Below are 16479 nucleotides of genomic sequence, written 5' to 3'. Positions count from 1 at the left end.
ATCTGCGTCTGTTGTCGTTTGCCCTGGGGGCAAGCTCCTCACTGCTTTGGCCATGGCTGCCTTCATGGGAATGGGGTGGCCTGATGCTGCTGCTCGCGCTCCCCCTCGCCGGTGGTCGTTGCTGGCGGCTGCTGTTTCTGCTGCTCGGCATCCTCTGGATGCAGGTGAATTTGCACTACCGGCTTGCCTGGCTGGATCAGCTTGGCAAAAAAACGAGCCACATCATAACCGCACACGTGCAAAGTACGGAGTCTTCGGGAGAGAAAGAGGGGGATAAATTTGCGCGCCTGCTGCTGCGCCTCGACACCCTGGACGATCGCCCCCTCATCGTGCCACCCCTGGTGCGGGTCAATGCCTATCAGGTGTTGCCGCCGTTGCCTGCCGGCAGCCGCGTCACCCTGGTGACCTCTCTCAAGCCGGCCCATGGCCTGGCCAACGAAGCGGGGATGGATGGGCGGCGCCTGCTCCTTGGCAAGGGAATCACCGCCACCGGCAACCTGCGTCGGGTCATCGCCCTGGATGCCGTGCCCCCGGGTGTGCGCGATCGCTGGCTGGCGGCGGCGAGTCGCGCCTGGGAGGGGATGGCGCAGGCCCCCCTGCTGGCGGCCCTCACCTTCGGGGAACAGGGAGGGATCACGGATGCCCAGTGGGAACTCTTTCGCGGCAGCGGCCTGACCCACATCATCGCCATCTCGGGCCAGCATATCGCTCTGGTAGCGGTGCTCGGCTGGTGGCTCGGGCGGCTGTTCGGGCTGCGCGGGGCTATCTGCGTGTCACTCCTGTTTGCGGCCACCTACAGCTGGCTGGCGGGGTTTGCGGTGGCCACCGAGCGTGCCCTCATCATGGTGCTGGTGTGGAGCCTGCTGCGCTGGCTAAAGCGGGACTGGCCGAGCCACCGGATCTGGCTGTGGGCCTTTGTGGTGCTGACATTGTGGGACCCTTTTGCCCTCTATTCGGCGGGGTTCTGGCTCTCTTTTCTGGCGGTGGCCCTGCTGTTGCTGGCGAGCCTGCTGCACGATCGCCCCGGCCTGGTGCGGCTGCAACTTCTGCTGCTGCTCGGATTGCTGCCCCTGCAACTGCTGCTGTTCGAGGGGATGGCGCCCCTGGCGTTTCTGCTCAATCTGCTGGCACTGCCGCTGTTCTGCCTTGTCATCATTCCCCTGGCGCTCATCGGCGTGCTGGTGGCGCCCCTCTCCACGTTGCTGGCCCACGACCTGCTCTGGGTCTCCGCCTTCGGTCTGGAGTGGGTGCTGTGGGGGCTCACGCAGCTGGGGGATCGCCTGCAGCTCTGGTGGCCGGTGCCCGGCTGGCTGATGCCCGCCAGCGCCCTGCTGATCCTGCTGTGGACGGGATGGCACCTGCCGGGAGGGCGCGCCCTGGGGGGGCCGGTGGCGGCGGCCCTGCTGCTCGCCCTCTGGCCTGCTCCCGTTTCCTGGCAGGTGCGGGTGCTGGACGTGGGGCAGGGGCTCTCGGTGCTCGTCACCCGGGGGGATCGGGCCATCCTGTTTGATACCGGGGATCGCTACCCCGGGGGCTACAACATGGCGGATGCGGCCATCCTGCCCCTGCTCAACCGGCTCGGCATCCGGGTGATCGACACCCTGATCATCAGCCACAGAGACAGGGATCACGCGGGCAACCGGCAGGCTCTGCTGCAGAGCATGGCGGTGCGCCGGGAGCTCTCCTCCTTTCCCTTTACACCGGCTACCCAGGCCTGCCGCCGAGGTCAGCAGTGGCATTGGCAGGGACTGGATGTGCGGGTGCTCTGGCCCCTGGCAGCCGGGGCGGGGCGCAACAACGACAGTTGCGTGGTGCAGCTGGACGACGGGCGTCATCGGCTGCTGCTGAGCGGTGACATCGAGCGGCAGGCGGAGCGCCGCCTGCTGGCACTGGCGCTGGAGGAGGGTGAGGGCGCGGGGCTGGCCAGCACCCTGCTGGTGAGCCCGCATCATGGCAGTCGCACCTCCTCCACGGCCCCCTTCGTGGCGGCGGTGCAACCTGCCTTCGTGGTGCACAGCGCAGGCTTCATGAACCAGTGGGGCTTTCCCCGCCCCGAGGTGGTGGCGCGATACCAGGGGGCGCGGCAGTGGGTCACGGGGGAGGCGGGCGCCATCCTGATCGAGCCGGGGGACGCGGGCCTCAGGATCCGGGCCGAGCGGGAGCAGGGGCCCTGGTACAGGCGTGGCGGCCCCTGGTGGCAGTCGCAGGTATGGGGAAGGGAGTGAGGATCCAATGAGCCAGCCCGGCAAGGGGCGGCCTTCATTTGTGACCCGGGTTGTAGCCATCGCGCCAGCGGCGCTTGGTGTAGCTCCAAGGTTTGGCTAGAATAGCCCGTCATTTCCCTTATTAACGGCTATTCATGCAACAAGAAACCTCACAAGAGAGCTGGACCGTCTTCAAGCGCCTGCTCGGTTATGTCCGGGATCGCAAGCTGGGTCTGGTGGGCGGCATCATTGGCATGCTGGGTTACGCGGCCGTGGATACCACCTTCGTCTACTCCATCAAACCGCTCATCGATCAGGGGCTCAACGGCAACGACAGCAGCGTGCTCAAGTGGATGCCCTTCTTCGTCCTCGGCATCGTGGCTCTGCGCGGCTGCGCCGCCTTCCTCTCCAACTACTGCATGGCCTGGGTCGGCAACCACGTGGTGATGCGCCTGCAGCAGCAGGTGTTCAGCCACCTGATGGCCATGCCCATGAGCTTCTTCGACCGCCAGAACACCGGCAACCTGCTCTCCAAGGTGACCTATGACGCCGGTCAGGTGTCGTCCGCCGCGAGCTCGACCCTGGTCTCCCTGGTGCGGGAAGGGGCCACCGTCATCGGCCTGCTGGGCCTGATGTTCTGGCACTCCTGGCAGTTGTCGGTGATCTTCCTGGTGGTGGGGCCCCTGGTCGGGATCCTCATCAGCATCATCAGCCGACGTTTTCGCAAGATAAGCCGCCACATCCAGCAGGCGGTGGGTGACATCACCACCTCCACCGAGCAGATGCTCAAGGGGCACAAAGAGGTGCTGATGTTCGGTGGCCAGGAGGTGGAGGACAAGCGCTTCTACCAGGTGAGCAACCGGATGCGCCAGCAGACCATGAAGATGGTCGCCGCCGACGCCATCGGCAGCCCCATCGTCCAGATGGTGGCCTCCGTGGCCCTTGCGGTCTTCCTCTATGTCGCCACCATCGACAGCGTCAAGGCGACCCTGACCGCGGGCACCTTCACCGTCATGGTCACCTCCATGATGATGCTGCTCAAGCCGCTGAAAAGCCTGACCGACGTGAACAACCAGTTCCAGCGCGGCATCACCGCCTGCCAGAGCCTGTTCGGTCTGCTGGACTCCACCCCGGAGCAGGACACCGGCACCCGTACCCTGGAACGTGCCCGAGGTGAAATCGAGTTTCGCAACGTCACCTTCACCTACCCGACCAAGGAGACACCGGCGCTGCGCAACATCAGCTTCAAGGTGGAGGCGGGCAAATCGGTGGCCCTGGTGGGTCGTTCCGGCTCCGGCAAGAGCACCATCGCGAGCCTCCTGACCCGCTTCTATGACATCGAAGAGGGGGAAATTCTGCTGGATGGCGTCAACATCCGCGAATACCGCCTGAGCGAGCTGCGCAAGCAGTACGCCCTGGTCTCCCAGCACGTGCACCTCTTCAACGACTCCGTGGCCAACAACATCGCCTACGCGGCGGAAGAGAAGTACAGCCGCGACGAGATCCAGCAGGCGGCCCGCATCGCCCATGCGGACGACTTCGTCAGCAAGATGCCGGAAGGCTATGACACCGTCATCGGCGAGAACGGCGCCTCCCTCTCCGGCGGCCAGCGCCAGCGCATCGCCATCGCCCGCGCCCTGCTGCGGGACTCCCCGGTGCTGTTGCTGGACGAAGCCACCTCGGCCCTGGACACCGAGTCCGAGCGCCACATCCAGGCGGCCATCGACGAGCTGTGCAAGGCGCGCACTTCCCTCGTGATCGCCCACCGCCTCTCCACCATCGAGAAGGCGGACGAGATCCTGGTGATCGACGAAGGACACATCGTCGAGCGCGGCAACCACCAAACCCTGATGGACATGCATGGTACTTATGCCCAGCTGCGGGCCATTCAGTTTGGTAATACAGCCACGGGTAACAAGGGCTGATGCTGGCCAGACTCTGGTACGGGAACAGCCTCTGGCGCTGGGGGCTGGCCCCCTTCGCCCTGCTGTTTGCCCTGGTCAGCGGCGTCCGCCGTCTGGGGTATCGCCGGGGCTGGTTCAGCGCCTATCGGGCCACCCTGCCGGTGGTGGTGGTGGGCAATCTCTCGGTGGGGGGCAACGGCAAGACCCCGGTGGTGGTCTGGCTGGTGGAACAACTCCAGGCCCGGGGCTGGCGCCCGGGCGTGGTCAGCCGCGGCTATGGCGGCAAGGCGCCCCATTACCCCTATCGACTGGATGAAAGCAGCACCCCGGCCGAGGCCGGGGATGAGCCCGTGCTCATCGCAAGGCGCTGCGGCTGCCCCGTGGCGGTGGCCCCCAGACGGGCCGATGCTGTGCGGTTGCTGGAGCAAAGCGGTGAGGTGGACATCATCGTCACCGACGACGGCCTGCAGCACTATGCCCTGGCCCGTGACATCGAACTGGTGGTGGTGGACGGGGCGCGGCGCTTTGGCAATGGCTGTCTGCTGCCCATGGGGCCGCTGCGCGAGCCCACGACCCGCCTCAAGCGGGTAGACGCCATCATCTGCAACGGCGGTGAACCCGCCCGTGGCGAGTACGCCATGCGCCTGGTGCCGGATACCCTGCGCCGGGTGTGCGACGATGCGCCTCTCACTGCCCCCCTCTCGGGGCCGGTGGATGCCCTGGCGGGCATCGGCCATCCCCCCCGTTTCTTCGCCACCCTGACCGCCCTTGGTTACGAGCTGGTGCAGAGCGTCGGCTACGGGGATCACCAGGCGTTCGACGTCGCCGAGCTGCTGGCCCGCTTCGGCCAGCGCCCCTTGCTGATGACCGAGAAGGATGCGGTCAAGTGCCGCCCCTTCGCCCCGGACAACTGGTGGTATCTGCCGGTGAGCGCCGAGCTGCCCGATGCCCTGGGGGAGGCGCTGCTGCGCACCCTGGGCCCGCAGCCCGGAAGAGGGGACGGGCGCCAGGCGCCCTGACCGGGCGCCACCGGATTGGAACAGACGGCCAGCGCCCGGACTCGGGGGCTGGCCCTGCACATTGACATGCCAGGCAAGATCGCCTGTGGGAAATCGTTAAAGGAGTTTCGTTGTGGCACTGGATATTAAACTGCTCGACATCATCGCCTGCCCGGTCTGCAAGGGGAAACTGCACTATCAAGCGCACGCCGAGGGCCCTCAGGAGCTCATCTGCCGCTTCGACAGACTGGCCTATCCCCTGGAGGAGGGGATCCCGGTGCTGCTGGAGAACCGGGCCCGTCACCTGGCGCTGGAAGAGCTGAAGCCATGAGTTTCGTCGTCGTCATTCCTGCCCGTTACGCCTCCACCCGGCTGCCGGGCAAGCCGCTGGCCGACATTCACGGCAAGCCCATGGTGCAGCACGTGGTGGAGAAGGCCCTGCAATCGGGCGCCGATCGGGTGATCGTCGCCACCGATGACGAGCGGGTGCAGCAGGCTCTGGCTCCCTTTGCCGCCGCTGCCGGGTTCGAGGTGTGCATGACCTCACCGGATCACCAGTCCGGCACCGAGCGTCTGGCCGAGGTGTGCCGTCACTACGGCTTTGCCGCCGACACCATCATCGTCAACGTGCAGGGGGACGAGCCCCTCATTCCCCCCGTCATCATCCGCCAGGTGGCGGACAACCTGGCCGCGGCCAGCGCGCCAATGGCGACGCTGTCGGTGCCGATCAGGGATGCCGAAGAGGCGTTCAATCCCAATGCCGTCAAGGTGGTGACCGACCGGGAGGGGTATGCCCTCTATTTCAGTCGCGCCAGCATCCCCTGGGATCGGGACCGCTTTGCCCAGAGCCGCGAGCAGATTGGCGATCACTACCAGCGCCACATCGGCATCTACGCCTATCGCGCCGGCTTCATCCAGCGTTACGTGGACTGGGCGCCGAGCGTGCTCGAGCAGGTCGAAGCCCTGGAGCAGCTGCGGGTGCTCTGGTACGGGGAGAAGATCCACGTGGCCCAGGCGCTGCAAGCCCCGCCGGTGGGGGTGGACACCCAGGCCGATCTCGACAAGGTACGTGCGCTGCTGGCCGGTTGAGGCTGGCGGAACGGCTTTGATGCAATACGGCGCCCCAGGGCGCCGTTTTTTAATTGATTCTTTGTATAATAATTTGATTTAAAACGGATTTTACGAGCAATTTCAAACTTTTCCCGCCCATGGTTTGCCAAATCATCGAGTTTGGTTATGATGCAAGACGCCGTGTTAACCCTAACTGGCATATAACGAGATAAAAAACGGGGTGTTTGGGTGATTAATGTATTCCTGGTCGATGATCATGAGTTGGTGCGTACAGGGATAAGACGCATTTTGGAAGACGTCCGCGGGATCAAGGTGGTGGGCGAGGCGCAGAGCGGGGAAACCGCGGTGGCCTTCTGTCGGCAACATCACCCCGATGTGATCCTGATGGACATGAACATGCCGGGCATCGGCGGTCTGGAAGCGACCCGCAAGATCCTGCGGATCCGCCCCGATGTACGCATCATAGTGCTGACCATTCATTCAGAAAATCCGTTCCCTACCAAGGTGATGCAGGCGGGCGCCGCCGGGTACCTCACCAAGGGGGCCGCGCCGGACGAGATGATCCACGCCATTCGCCTGGTTCACTCCGGTCAGCGCTACATCTCCCCGGAGATCGCCCAGCAGATGGCCCTGAGCCAGTTCGCCTCCGCCGACGAGAACCCCTTCAAGTCCCTCTCCGAGCGGGAGCTGCAGATCATGATGATGATCACCAAGGGGCAGAAGGTGACCGACATCTCCGAGCAGCTCAACCTGAGCCCGAAGACGGTCAACAGCTACCGCTACCGCCTGTTCAGCAAGCTGGGGATCAACGGTGACGTTGAGCTGACCCATCTGGCCATTCGTTATGGCATGCTGGATGCCGATACCCTGTAACGGGGGCGTGTGGACACCAAAGGCGGCACCGGCCGCCTTTTGCTTTTTGCAGGCTGTGGGCAGTATGCTCTCCCCCGTCTTTTTGCATTCATCCGTTGAGTCGAGTTGCCGATGACCCTCTCCCCCGAGCCCCATTTTGACAGCAAGGCGTTTCTGAGCGCCGTCACCCACCAGAGCGGTGTCTACCGCATGTACGACAGCGGCGGTACCGTCATCTACGTGGGCAAGGCCAAGGATCTCAAGAAACGGCTCGCCTCCTACTTTCGGGCCAATGTCGACAGCATCAAGACCCGCACCCTGGTGCGCCAGATTGCCGATGTGCAGGTAACGGTCACTCACACCGAGACCGAGGCGCTGATCCTCGAGCACAACCTCATCAAGCAGTACCAGCCCCGCTACAACGTGCTGCTGCGGGATGACAAGTCCTACCCCTGGATCATCATCACCGACCATCGGCACCCGCGCATCGGCGTCCATCGCGGCGCCCGCAAGGTGAAGGGGGAGTATTTCGGCCCTTACCCCTCCGGTGGCGCGGTACGCGAGAGCCTGCACCTGATGCAGAAGATCTTCCCGGTGCGTCAGTGCGAGGATGCCGTCTATGCCAACCGTACCCGCCCCTGCCTGCTCTACCAGCTCAAGCGCTGCGCCGGCCCCTGCGTGGCGGGGCTGGTGAGCGAGGCCGAGTATGCTCAGCAGGTGGCGCTGGCCAAGCTGTTCCTCGCGGGCAAGAACCAGCAGGTGATCGGCGAACTGGTGGGCAAGATGGAGTCCGCCAGCGGCGATCTGCGCTTCGAGGAGGCGGCCCGCTACCGGGATCAGATCCAGGCCCTGCGCCGGGTCACCGAGCAGCAGTCGGTGAGCGGCAACGTGCTGGACGAGCTCGACGTAGTGGGGGTGGCCTTCGAGCAGGGGACCGCCTGCATCCACGTGCTCTTCATCCGCCAGGGCAAGGTGCTGGGATCGCGCAGTTACTTCCCGAAAGTGCCGGCCGATACCCCGCTTGACGAGGTGGTGCAATCCTTCCTGCTGCAGTTCTATCTGTCGGGGCAGGGGGGACGGCAGATCCCGAGCGAGGTGCTGCTGGACGTGGCGCTGGAGGATGAGAGCGTCATCGCCGACACCCTGAGCCAGACCGCCGGCTACAAGGTGCGGGTGGTGAGCCGGACGCGCAGCGAACGGGCCCGCTTCATCAAGCTCGCCTCCATCAACGCTCAGACCGCGCTGCGCTCGCGCCTCGCCCACAAGAGCACCATCACCGCCCGTTACGATCAGCTGGAGGAGCTGCTGGAGCTCGAGAGCCCCATCGCTCGCATGGAGTGCTTCGATATCTCTCACACCATGGGGGAGCGCACCGTGGCCTCCTGCGTGGTGTTCAACCGGGAGGGCCCGCTCTCCTCGGAATACCGCCGCTTCAACATCGACGGTATCACCGGCGGGGATGACTATGCCGCCATGGAGCAGGCGCTGGAGCGGCGTTTTGGCAAGCAGCAGGAGCCGGACAAGGTGCCGGATGTGCTGTTCATCGACGGCGGTCTCGGCCAGTTGCGCCGCGCGGAGGAGATCCTGGTGCGCCAGCTGGAGTTTCTCGGCGGCAAATATCCGCTGCTGGTGGGCATCGCCAAGGGGGTGACCCGCAAGGCGGGGTTGGAGACCCTGATCCTGGGGGACAGCCACGAAGAGCTGCACCTGCCGGCGGACATGCCCGCCTTGCACCTCATCCAGCACATTCGCGACGAATCCCACCGCTTTGCCATCACGGGCCACCGGGCCAGGCGGGCAAAGGCCCGCACCACCAGTACCCTGGAAGAGATTCCCGGGGTGGGGCCGAAACGGCGGCAGGCGCTGCTCAAATACCTGGGGGGTTTGCAGGAGGTGAAAAAAGCCGGGGTGGACGAGCTCGCCAAGGTGCCCGGCATCAGCCAGGAGCTGGCCCAGTCCATCCACGACGCATTGCACTCGCTCTAGCGCTGCCTTTGGTGTGAAGGAGGTCACGCCAGGGGGCATCAGGGCTTGCCGCCTGCGCACAAGAGCCGTGACGCAGGGGGCTCCCAAATGCCATAATGACCGGCATCCTGAGGTTATTGATGGATTAATGGACCAAGGCGGGCGCCAGTTCGGTTGCATCCGCGATCGGCTTGGGGCTACCATGTAGCGGCATACAAGAAGTGGCTGAAAATAATGACAAATATTCCTAACCTGCTGACGTTCTTTCGGATTTTGCTCATCCCCGTCTTCGTCATCCTGTTCTACCTTCCCTATCAGTGGTCCTACATGGCGGCGGCCATCGTCTTTATCCTGGCGGCCGCAACCGACTGGTTTGACGGCTATCTTGCCCGCAAGCTGAACCAGTCCACCGCCTTTGGCGCCTTCCTCGATCCGGTGGCCGACAAGATCATGGTGGCGGCGGCCCTGGTGGTCATCGTCGAGCACTACAACACCGTCTGGGTCACCATCCCCGCCATGACCATGATTGGCCGGGAGATCATCATCTCCGCCCTGCGTGAATGGATGGCCGAGCTTGGCAAGCGCTCCTCGGTGGCGGTCAGCTGGATTGGCAAATGGAAGACCATGATCCAGATGGTGTCGCTCACCGGCCTCATCTGGCAATACGACATCTGGATGGTGTGGCTCGCCTATGTGCTGCTCTACGTGGCCACCGTGCTCACCTTCTGGTCCATGTTCCAGTACATGAAGGCCGCCTGGGGCGATCTCAGCTACCACTCCCGGTTCTAGTCCCGACGGGAAGATGGCCGTTTCTCTGCCACTGGCGCCGAGAAACGGCCATGAGCGCCAAAAGTGTGGGACAAGGGTAAAAAACACCCGAACGATCAGCGTATTAAATGTTTTTGGTTGACTGGGCGGGGAACATCGCTAGAATGCGTTCTCACAGTCAGGCAGTCAGCCAGACCGATGCGGGAATAGCTCAGTTGGTAGAGCACGACCTTGCCAAGGTCGGGGTCGCGAGTTCGAGTCTCGTTTCCCGCTCCAAATTCAGACAATAGAGAGTTCCTCTCTTTTGCATGGCGCGTTAGCAAAGCGGTTATGCAGCGGATTGCAAATCCGTTTAGTCCGGTTCGACTCCGGAACGTGCCTCCATATTGACAAGCCCGCCACGCGAGCTTGATACCGATTGCGGTGCCCGAGTGGTGAAATCGGTAGACACAAGGGATTTAAAATCCCTCGACGTTCGCGTCGTGCCGGTTCGATTCCGGCCTCGGGCACCATTAAAATCAAAGAGTTACTAAGGCCACTAGCAATAGTGGCCTTTTTGTTTCTAGCTAATTGACTGCCAGAATGGCAGCGACCTGAAGAGCCGGTTCATCTCTTGAATCTGCACGTGCCAAGCTACGACACCCTGGTGTGAACATCAAAGAGCCTGCTCGATGGCAGGCTCCTGAGTGCTTCCCAGAATTATCTAGAGTTCCGAGATGATGGTCGACACCTCTTCTGCTCCGTGTCTTATCTCCTCCATCACTTTTGCAACGTCATCGATCTGCTTTTGCCCGTGGATGGCGCCGTCTGCCGCGGACTGGATCTGCTCGCTGACCTGCCTGGTGAGCTGCTGATTCTGGCTGACGACATTGGCTATTTCGTTGGTCGATAGGGAGGTTCTTGCCGCCAGTTGACGAACTTCATCGGCCACGACGGCAAAGCCCCTGCCTTGTTCGCCGGCTCTCGCCGCTTCGATGGCGGCATTGAGCGCGAGCAGGTTGGTCTGGTCTGCAATGCTGCTGATGGTGGATACGATGGCGGTGATATTCTGGGATTGAGCGTGGAGCTTGCTCATCAAGGTGCTGGCATGTTCCATCTGCCTGACAATATTGTCCGAAGTGGAGACGACGGTGGTCAACATCTCCTCTCCTTTGATGGCGGAGGATTTGGTTGTGACAGATGTTTCATTTGCCACCTTGGCCACATGTTGTACGGCCTGATCTTTGCTGATCTGCGGGGTGATATTGGAGGCAAACTTGATGACCTTGATCACCTTGCCATGGCTGCCTCGCACAGCGTTGTAGGTTGCCTCCAGCCAGACTTCATGGCCTTTTTTATCAAATCGCTGAAAGCGCCCCGATTTGAACGTCCCCTGAGCCAGCTCCTGCCAGAAATCGGGATGTTCCCGATAAAACAGCTCATCACAAAACATGCGATGTTGATGGCCTTTAATTTCATCGAGTCGATAGCCCATGGTATCCAGGAAATTACGGTTGGCGGAAATAACAACACCAGTCGGTTCAAACTCGATGACGGCAAGGGAGCGATCCAGCGCCTCAAATATTGCTTTTTGAGTCATGAGCAGATCATGTTGCACTGTCACATCTGACGCTATTTTGATGATCTTGATTATTTTTCCGCCCTGGCTGACGGGGAAATAGGTGGCTTCCAGCCATATTTCCTTGCCTTGTTTGCCAACCCGGTGGAAGGTGCCATGCTGGCTGTGCCCATTTGCCAGATCTCGCCAGAATTCCCGATAGGAGGGAGAGTCGGTATCTTCTTTCATGCAGAACATGGCGTGATGCTGCTGCACGATCTCATTGAGGGAGTAGCCGACGGAATGAAGAAAAAGCGGGCTGGCATCGAGAATATAACCATCGGTGGTGAATTCAATCATGGGAAGATGATCGTGCATGGCATGATCCAGTGCCTCGCTTTTCAAGGCCCTCTCTCGTTCTGCTGCCAGCTCTTTTTTAAGTTTCGAGTCGAACATAAGCACACCCCAGCCAAGAAAATAGAATCATCCGACATCTCTTCGTTGACGAACCCTTCACACTTTCTGGGTATGAAGCGTCGTTTTGAGTGTAATGCACCCCTGTCATTTGATTCGGGCTTTTCCATACAAAAAACAGGTTTAATACAAGGTGATGCGCCCTTTTTATATGCGGTGATAAATAAAACGTATTCCTATTCTGAATTATTTGTTCGATGCATCGATTGTTTAACGGGGGTCTGTCAGTGGGCAAGACAATGGTTCGCAGTCGTGGGCGAACAGGACCTCATTTCGGCGAATACGGGTATCCAGGGCAGGGGCTTGTCGGTGAGGAGTGACGGTTGTCTGCATCGATGGGGGAGGGTGCGCAGCGGGAAGGTGCTGCCTATAGAGATGTCTCGGTCCCTCTGTCCGGGAAACCTGCACTTGAGTGTTTGAACGCATCTGTTGTCCATTGTCATGGACGATGGGAAGGGGGGTGACGCTCCGTGTGGCTGCGAAATGCCCTGGAGAGGCTCGCCTGACCTGGTCAGGCGAGCCGGCTCATATCGCGTCAGTCATCACCCCTGGACATTGACCAGGATCCGGCCGCGCACCTGGCCTGCCAGGAAGGCATCCCCCAGGGTCACGACCTGGGAGAGGGGTACTTCCCGGGTGAGGAGATGGAGGCGGGTCAGGTCGAGATCCTCGGCCAGTCGGGCCCAGGCCTGCTGGCGCAGCGGGCGCGGTGCCATCACGCTGTCGATGCCATAGAGGGTGACGCCGCGCAGGATGAAGGGCATGACGGTGGAGGGGAAGTCCATCCCTCCCGCCAGACCGCAGGCGGCCACGGCGCCGCCGTAGCGGGTAGTGGCGCAGGCATTGGCCAGGGTGTGGCTGCCGACGGTGTCGATGACGCCGGCCCAGCGTTCCTTGCCCAGCGGGCGTCCCGGCGCGGCCAGTTCGGCGCGATCGATCACCTCGGCGGCGCCGAGGGACGTCAGATAGTCGGCCTCGTGCAGCCGCCCGGTGGCGGCCACGACCCGATAGCCGAGCTTGGCCAGGAGGGTGATCGCCACGCTGCCCACACCGCCGTTGGCGCCCGTCACCAGAATGTCACCGTCACCGGGGGTGATGCCGTGTTTCTCCAACGCCATCACGCAGAGCATGGCGGTGTACCCTGCGGTGCCGATGGCCATGGCGTCCCGGGGCTGGAAGCGCTCAGGCAGGGCGACCAGCCAGTCGCCCCGGACCCGTGCCCGCTCTGCCAGCCCGCCACTGTGGGTCTCGCCCACGCCCCATCCGTTTAGCACCACCTTGTCTCCGGGGTGCCAGTCGGGATGCTGGCTCTCCAGCACGGTACCGGCAAAGTCGATGCCGGGGATCAGAGGGAAGCGGCGTACCACGGGGGAGGCGCCGGTGAGGGCCAGGCCATCCTTGTAGTTGAGGGAAGACCACTGTACCGCCACGGTCACATCCCCGGCAGGCAATATCTCCTCGGAGAGGCTCTGGTAGCTGGCGCGATAACCCGCCTCGTCTTTCTCGATCAGAATACCGTTGAACATCTTGTCTACTCCCATTAATTGGACTGACTGACTATTAATCTTCGTAAAAAAATCACTTTGCTAACTTCATGAAAAAATTGAGAAAAGAGAGCATGGGCTCGGTATCGCCCACCAGGCGTGCGCGCAGTACGGCCCCTTCCCAGCCGATCCAGAACTGATGGGCGAGGGCGGGGCAGTCGCAATCAGGGGGCAGCTCGCCCGCCGTCACCGCGTCCCTCAGGCAGCGGGCGAGCAGCGCCTCCCAGTCGAGGAGGATCTGCTCAAGGCGCAGGCGCAGCTCGGGGGACAGTTGCACCACCTCCTGACCCAGATTGCCCACGAGGCAGCCCCGCTGGAACGCAAACCGGGTCATGCCCCGGCAGGCGCTGTCGACGAAGGCAACAAGACGGGCCAGGGGGGGCAGGCTCTCATCCTCCAGATAGCGCGTCAGCTTGCGGCAGAAGTAGTGGTGATAGGCATCCATGACCGCCAGAGTGAAGTCGTGCTTGGTGGCGAAGTAGTGATAGAAGGAGCCCTTGGGGATCCCGGTCGACTGCAACACCCGCTCGATGGAGGTGGCGGCGATGCCCTGCTCGGTCAGCAGCTCCATGCCCCGGCGGATCAACAGATCCCGGGTATCGGCATAGGTGTGCCCGTGCTGGGCAGGGCGGCCGCGAGGGCGGCGGGGCAGGGGGTCATTGGCTTGCATGGGGCTTATTAGACGCCTCAACTAGAAATAATGCAAGCGCGGCACCGAAGGGACGAAACGAGTGGATGAGATCGGGTAGTCGAGACAAGCTGGCGCCAGCGGGGCTGAAAACAGCGAGGGCGCCAGTGGCGCCCTCGCATCGATGGGTGGCTGCGTCTCAGCTGCGCAGCTTGTTGTAGACAAACAGCACGATCAGGGCGCCAACGGTGGCGATGATGATGCTCGGCAGGTTGAAGCCGGTGACCGTTCCCATCCCGAGCAGGGTGCTGACATAGCCCCCTACCATAGCGCCGACCACCCCCAGGATCACCGTCATGAAGAAACCGCCGCCATCCTTGCCCGGCATGATCCATTTGGCCAGGATGCCGACGATCAGCCCCAGTACCACCCAAGTAAGAAATCCCATGGTCATCTCCTCGTTGTGTGCAGAGAACCAGAGTATATGCAGGGATCCTGCTTGTATCCCACGGCAGCACGGCGTGAGTCAGAAACGGTCATATGAGACTCGCTCATGACCATGGCAGGCAGAGGGCCTCAGCCGAGCGCGCGGGTGTCGAGGCGCTGCCCGGCGGGGGAGCACACCAGCACCGACCCCTGCTCGAACCAGTCCCCCAGCACGATGCGCCGCGCCGCACGCCCATCCAGGGTGAAGTCGTGGATGGCGGGCCTGTGGGTGTGACCGTGGATCATCAGGCGGCAGCCGTGCTGGCGCAGCATCTCGTCCACCGCCTCCGGGGTCACGTCCATGATGATCTGGCTCTTGTGGGCATTCTCCATCTGGCTTTGGCCGCGCATCTTGTGGGCGATGGCCTGGCGGCGCGAGAGCGGCAGGCGCAGGAAGAGCCAGCGCAGCCACTTGAGTTGTGTGATGCGGCGAAACTTCTGGTAGCCCTCGTCCCGGGTGCAGAGCAGATCCCCGTGGCTCAGCAGCACCCGCTCGCCGTACAGCTCGATGACGCAGGGGTCGCCGAGCAGGGTCATGCCGGCCCGCTTGGCAAACTGGCGCCCCAAGAGGAAGTCGCGGTTGCCGTGAATGAAATAGAGGGGCACCCCTTGCTGGCTTAGGGCGAGAAAGGCAGCGGCCACCTCGCGGTGGAGCGGGTTGGGGTCGTCGTCCCCAATCCAGAATTCGAACAGATCCCCCAGCACATAGAGGGCGTCGGCCCCGGGCGCGTCTTCGGCCAGAAAGCGCACCAGGGCCGCCGTCATGTCGGGCCTGCCTTGGCTGAGGTGAATGTCACTGATAAAGAGGGTGCTCATGAGTTCCTGGGCATCATGGTAAGAGAGTCCCGCCTGGGGGCGGACAAGGCCTGTGACCTTGCTCGTCGAGCGGGTGGGGGAGGGAAGGGCAGCAGAGCCCCGCAAGGTTGACGCCCTCCAGGGTCAGCAACGCCTCGTAAGGGTCGCCGGACAGACCCAGCAGGCGGCACATGGCCGCTTCCCCCTTGAGCCCTTCATCAAAACGCAGGCGCAGCACCTCCCGGTGGAAGGGGGCGCCAAAGCGCTCAAGCAGGGCGGCCATCAGGCTGAGGTGGCGCCAGCCATGACACGCCTCGAGGGGATCTGGGGTGAGGTAGAGCTCGACTGGCCAGCACTGGCCATCTGGCCCGTGGCGTCGCTGCTCGGCGATCCAGACCTGTTCGCCCTTGCTTCGCACCTGCCAGCCTTGTGCTGCCAGTGTCGCGGCAAGGAAGGCCGGATCCGGATGCTGGCAGAGGATGTCGAGATCGCTGCCGGGCCTATCCAGCCCGATGGCGATCGTGCTCACCAAGGCCAGATCGTTGCACAGGGGGCCAAGCTCATCCCACAGGCCGCCGCTCAGCAGGGCGTGGGCCGAGCGCTGACGTTCGTTGCCCTGGGCCAGATAGTCGAGGCGGCGCCAGTTGGGGGCGGCAGATGGAAAAACTGCGGCCGGGGCCGCAGTGGTATCAGAGCCTGGCCGGCAGGGATTACTCGGCAAGGGTCACCTTGGTGATGACGACGTCTTCGGTCGGAACGTCCTGGTGCATGCGGCCGTAGTTGCCGGTCTTCACGCCCTTGATCTTGTTGACCACGTCCATGCCGGCGGTCACTTCACCGAACACGCAGTAGCCGAAGCCCTGGGTGGTGGCGGACTTGAAGTCCAGGAAGTCGTTGTTGTTCACGTTGATGAAGAACTGGGCGCTGGCGGAGTGCGGCTCCATGGTGCGGGCCATGGCGATGGTGCCGACCTTGTTGGACAGACCGTTGGCCGCCTCGTTCTTGATGGGAGCGCGGGTCTCTTTCTCTTCGAAGCCCGGGGCATAGCCGCCGCCCTGGATCATGAAGCCGTCGATGACGCGGTGGAAGATGGTGTTGTCGTAGTGACCGTCACGGCAGTATTGCAGGAAGTTGGCCACGGTCTCCGGGGCTTTTTCCGCGTTCAGGGTCAGGGTGATGTCGCCGTGGTTGGTGTGCAGAGTAACCATGAGTTGTCCTTTCATTTTGACGCGGGCAGCAAAGTGCCCGCAGGT

15 protein-coding genes and 3 tRNA genes are annotated in these 16479 nt (G+C 62.7%); 11 read left to right on the top strand and 7 right to left on the bottom strand.

Annotated features, from left to right (window positions below; translation table 11 throughout):
- Positions 1–83: 83 nt before the first annotated feature.
- The 11 genes from J9893_RS00345 to J9893_RS00295 all read left to right on the top strand — a co-directional run bounded on the left by J9893_RS00345 (position 84) and on the right by J9893_RS00295 (position 10274).
- Positions 84–2225, top strand: a complete 2142-nt coding sequence (locus J9893_RS00345) for a DNA internalization-related competence protein ComEC/Rec2 (RefSeq protein ID WP_246875487.1) — start codon at positions 84–86, stop codon at positions 2223–2225.
- 134 nt (positions 2226–2359) lie between these two features.
- Entirely contained in the window at positions 2360–4129 is a 1770-nt protein-coding gene (msbA, locus tag J9893_RS00340; protein WP_042014329.1) for a lipid A ABC transporter ATP-binding protein/permease MsbA, read from the top strand.
- Complete coding sequence (gene lpxK, locus J9893_RS00335) at positions 4129–5127, top strand: tetraacyldisaccharide 4'-kinase (RefSeq protein ID WP_210599812.1); 999 nt, start codon at positions 4129–4131, stop codon at positions 5125–5127. Before msbA ends, lpxK begins: the two co-directional genes overlap by 1 nt.
- A 112-nt stretch (positions 5128–5239) precedes the next feature.
- Positions 5240–5437 (top strand): Trm112 family protein, encoded by a 198-nt coding sequence (locus tag J9893_RS00330; protein ID WP_010675233.1) that lies wholly within the window; start codon positions 5240–5242, stop codon positions 5435–5437.
- Positions 5434–6195, top strand: coding sequence for a 3-deoxy-manno-octulosonate cytidylyltransferase (gene kdsB, locus J9893_RS00325; RefSeq protein WP_039040278.1), 762 nt, complete (start codon positions 5434–5436; stop codon positions 6193–6195). Before J9893_RS00330 ends, kdsB begins: the two co-directional genes overlap by 4 nt.
- A 210-nt stretch (positions 6196–6405) precedes the next feature.
- The gene (gene uvrY / locus J9893_RS00320; RefSeq protein WP_010675231.1) at positions 6406–7050 is read left to right on the top strand and encodes a UvrY/SirA/GacA family response regulator transcription factor; all 645 of its coding nucleotides are present in this window, start codon (positions 6406–6408) and stop codon (positions 7048–7050) included.
- 111 nt (positions 7051–7161) lie between these two features.
- Positions 7162–9015: an excinuclease ABC subunit UvrC gene (gene uvrC / locus J9893_RS00315; RefSeq protein WP_210599811.1), complete on the top strand. Its 1854-nt coding sequence runs from the start codon at positions 7162–7164 to the stop codon at positions 9013–9015.
- A gap of 213 nt (positions 9016–9228) precedes the next feature.
- Positions 9229–9783 (top strand): CDP-diacylglycerol--glycerol-3-phosphate 3-phosphatidyltransferase, encoded by a 555-nt coding sequence (gene pgsA / locus J9893_RS00310; RefSeq protein WP_010675229.1) that lies wholly within the window; start codon positions 9229–9231, stop codon positions 9781–9783.
- Between the two features lie 179 nt (positions 9784–9962).
- Positions 9963–10038 (top strand) — tRNA-Gly (locus J9893_RS00305).
- A 34-nt stretch (positions 10039–10072) separates the two neighbouring features.
- Positions 10073–10146, top strand: a tRNA-Cys gene (locus J9893_RS00300).
- A gap of 41 nt (positions 10147–10187) precedes the next feature.
- A tRNA-Leu gene (locus J9893_RS00295) sits at positions 10188–10274 on the top strand.
- A 191-nt stretch (positions 10275–10465) separates the two neighbouring features.
- Here the strand turns inward: J9893_RS00295 and J9893_RS00290 are convergent.
- The 7 genes from J9893_RS00290 to J9893_RS00260 all read right to left on the bottom strand — a co-directional run bounded on the left by J9893_RS00290 (position 10466) and on the right by J9893_RS00260 (position 16434).
- Entirely contained in the window at positions 10466–11755 is a 1290-nt protein-coding gene (locus tag J9893_RS00290; protein WP_048207956.1) for a methyl-accepting chemotaxis protein, read from the bottom strand.
- A 560-nt stretch (positions 11756–12315) separates the two neighbouring features.
- The gene (locus J9893_RS00285; protein WP_210599810.1) at positions 12316–13299 is read right to left on the bottom strand and encodes an MDR family oxidoreductase; all 984 of its coding nucleotides are present in this window, start codon (positions 13297–13299) and stop codon (positions 12316–12318) included.
- A 52-nt stretch (positions 13300–13351) separates the two neighbouring features.
- Positions 13352–13987 (bottom strand): TetR/AcrR family transcriptional regulator, encoded by a 636-nt coding sequence (locus tag J9893_RS00280; protein WP_039041196.1) that lies wholly within the window; start codon positions 13985–13987, stop codon positions 13352–13354.
- Positions 13988–14144: 157 nt separating this feature from the next.
- Positions 14145–14393 (bottom strand): GlsB/YeaQ/YmgE family stress response membrane protein, encoded by a 249-nt coding sequence (locus tag J9893_RS00275; protein WP_010675223.1) that lies wholly within the window; start codon positions 14391–14393, stop codon positions 14145–14147.
- Between the two features lie 128 nt (positions 14394–14521).
- Positions 14522–15247: a UDP-2,3-diacylglucosamine diphosphatase gene (gene lpxH / locus J9893_RS00270; protein ID WP_210599809.1), complete on the bottom strand. Its 726-nt coding sequence runs from the start codon at positions 15245–15247 to the stop codon at positions 14522–14524.
- Between the two features lie 13 nt (positions 15248–15260).
- Positions 15261–15947: a DUF4269 domain-containing protein gene (locus tag J9893_RS00265; protein ID WP_210599808.1), complete on the bottom strand. Its 687-nt coding sequence runs from the start codon at positions 15945–15947 to the stop codon at positions 15261–15263.
- Positions 15937–16434 (bottom strand): peptidylprolyl isomerase, encoded by a 498-nt coding sequence (locus J9893_RS00260; RefSeq protein WP_010675220.1) that lies wholly within the window; start codon positions 16432–16434, stop codon positions 15937–15939. Before J9893_RS00260 ends, J9893_RS00265 begins: the two co-directional genes overlap by 11 nt.
- Positions 16435–16479 lie beyond the last annotated feature (45 nt).

Origin of the sequence: Aeromonas sp. MaB10011B, assembly GCF_017939325.1 — a bacterium.
Classification (GTDB): domain Bacteria; phylum Pseudomonadota; class Gammaproteobacteria; order Enterobacterales; family Aeromonadaceae; genus Aeromonas; species Aeromonas caviae.
Note: the sequence above shows the minus strand (reverse complement) of the source record. Positions and strands in the feature narration are given on the sequence as shown.

Excerpts from the sequence above, each read along its gene's own strand:
- J9893_RS00345 (WP_246875487.1), top strand. The coding sequence starts at position 84 with ATGCTGCTGCTCGCGCTCCCCCTCGCCGGTGGTCGTTGCTGGCGGCTG.
- msbA (WP_042014329.1), top strand. The coding sequence starts at position 2,360 with ATGCAACAAGAAACCTCACAAGAGAGCTGGACCGTCTTCAAGCGCCTG.
- lpxK (WP_210599812.1), top strand. The coding sequence starts at position 4,129 with ATGCTGGCCAGACTCTGGTACGGGAACAGCCTCTGGCGCTGGGGGCTG.
- kdsB (WP_039040278.1), top strand. The coding sequence starts at position 5,434 with ATGAGTTTCGTCGTCGTCATTCCTGCCCGTTACGCCTCCACCCGGCTG.
- uvrC (WP_210599811.1), top strand. The coding sequence starts at position 7,162 with ATGACCCTCTCCCCCGAGCCCCATTTTGACAGCAAGGCGTTTCTGAGC.
- pgsA (WP_010675229.1), top strand. The coding sequence starts at position 9,229 with ATGACAAATATTCCTAACCTGCTGACGTTCTTTCGGATTTTGCTCATC.
- J9893_RS00290 (WP_048207956.1), bottom strand. The coding sequence starts at position 11,755 with ATGTTCGACTCGAAACTTAAAAAAGAGCTGGCAGCAGAACGAGAGAGG.
- J9893_RS00285 (WP_210599810.1), bottom strand. The coding sequence starts at position 13,299 with ATGTTCAACGGTATTCTGATCGAGAAAGACGAGGCGGGTTATCGCGCC.
- J9893_RS00280 (WP_039041196.1), bottom strand. The coding sequence starts at position 13,987 with ATGCAAGCCAATGACCCCCTGCCCCGCCGCCCTCGCGGCCGCCCTGCC.
- J9893_RS00275 (WP_010675223.1), bottom strand. The coding sequence starts at position 14,393 with ATGGGATTTCTTACTTGGGTGGTACTGGGGCTGATCGTCGGCATCCTG.
- lpxH (WP_210599809.1), bottom strand. The coding sequence starts at position 15,247 with ATGAGCACCCTCTTTATCAGTGACATTCACCTCAGCCAAGGCAGGCCC.
- J9893_RS00260 (WP_010675220.1), bottom strand. The coding sequence starts at position 16,434 with ATGGTTACTCTGCACACCAACCACGGCGACATCACCCTGACCCTGAAC.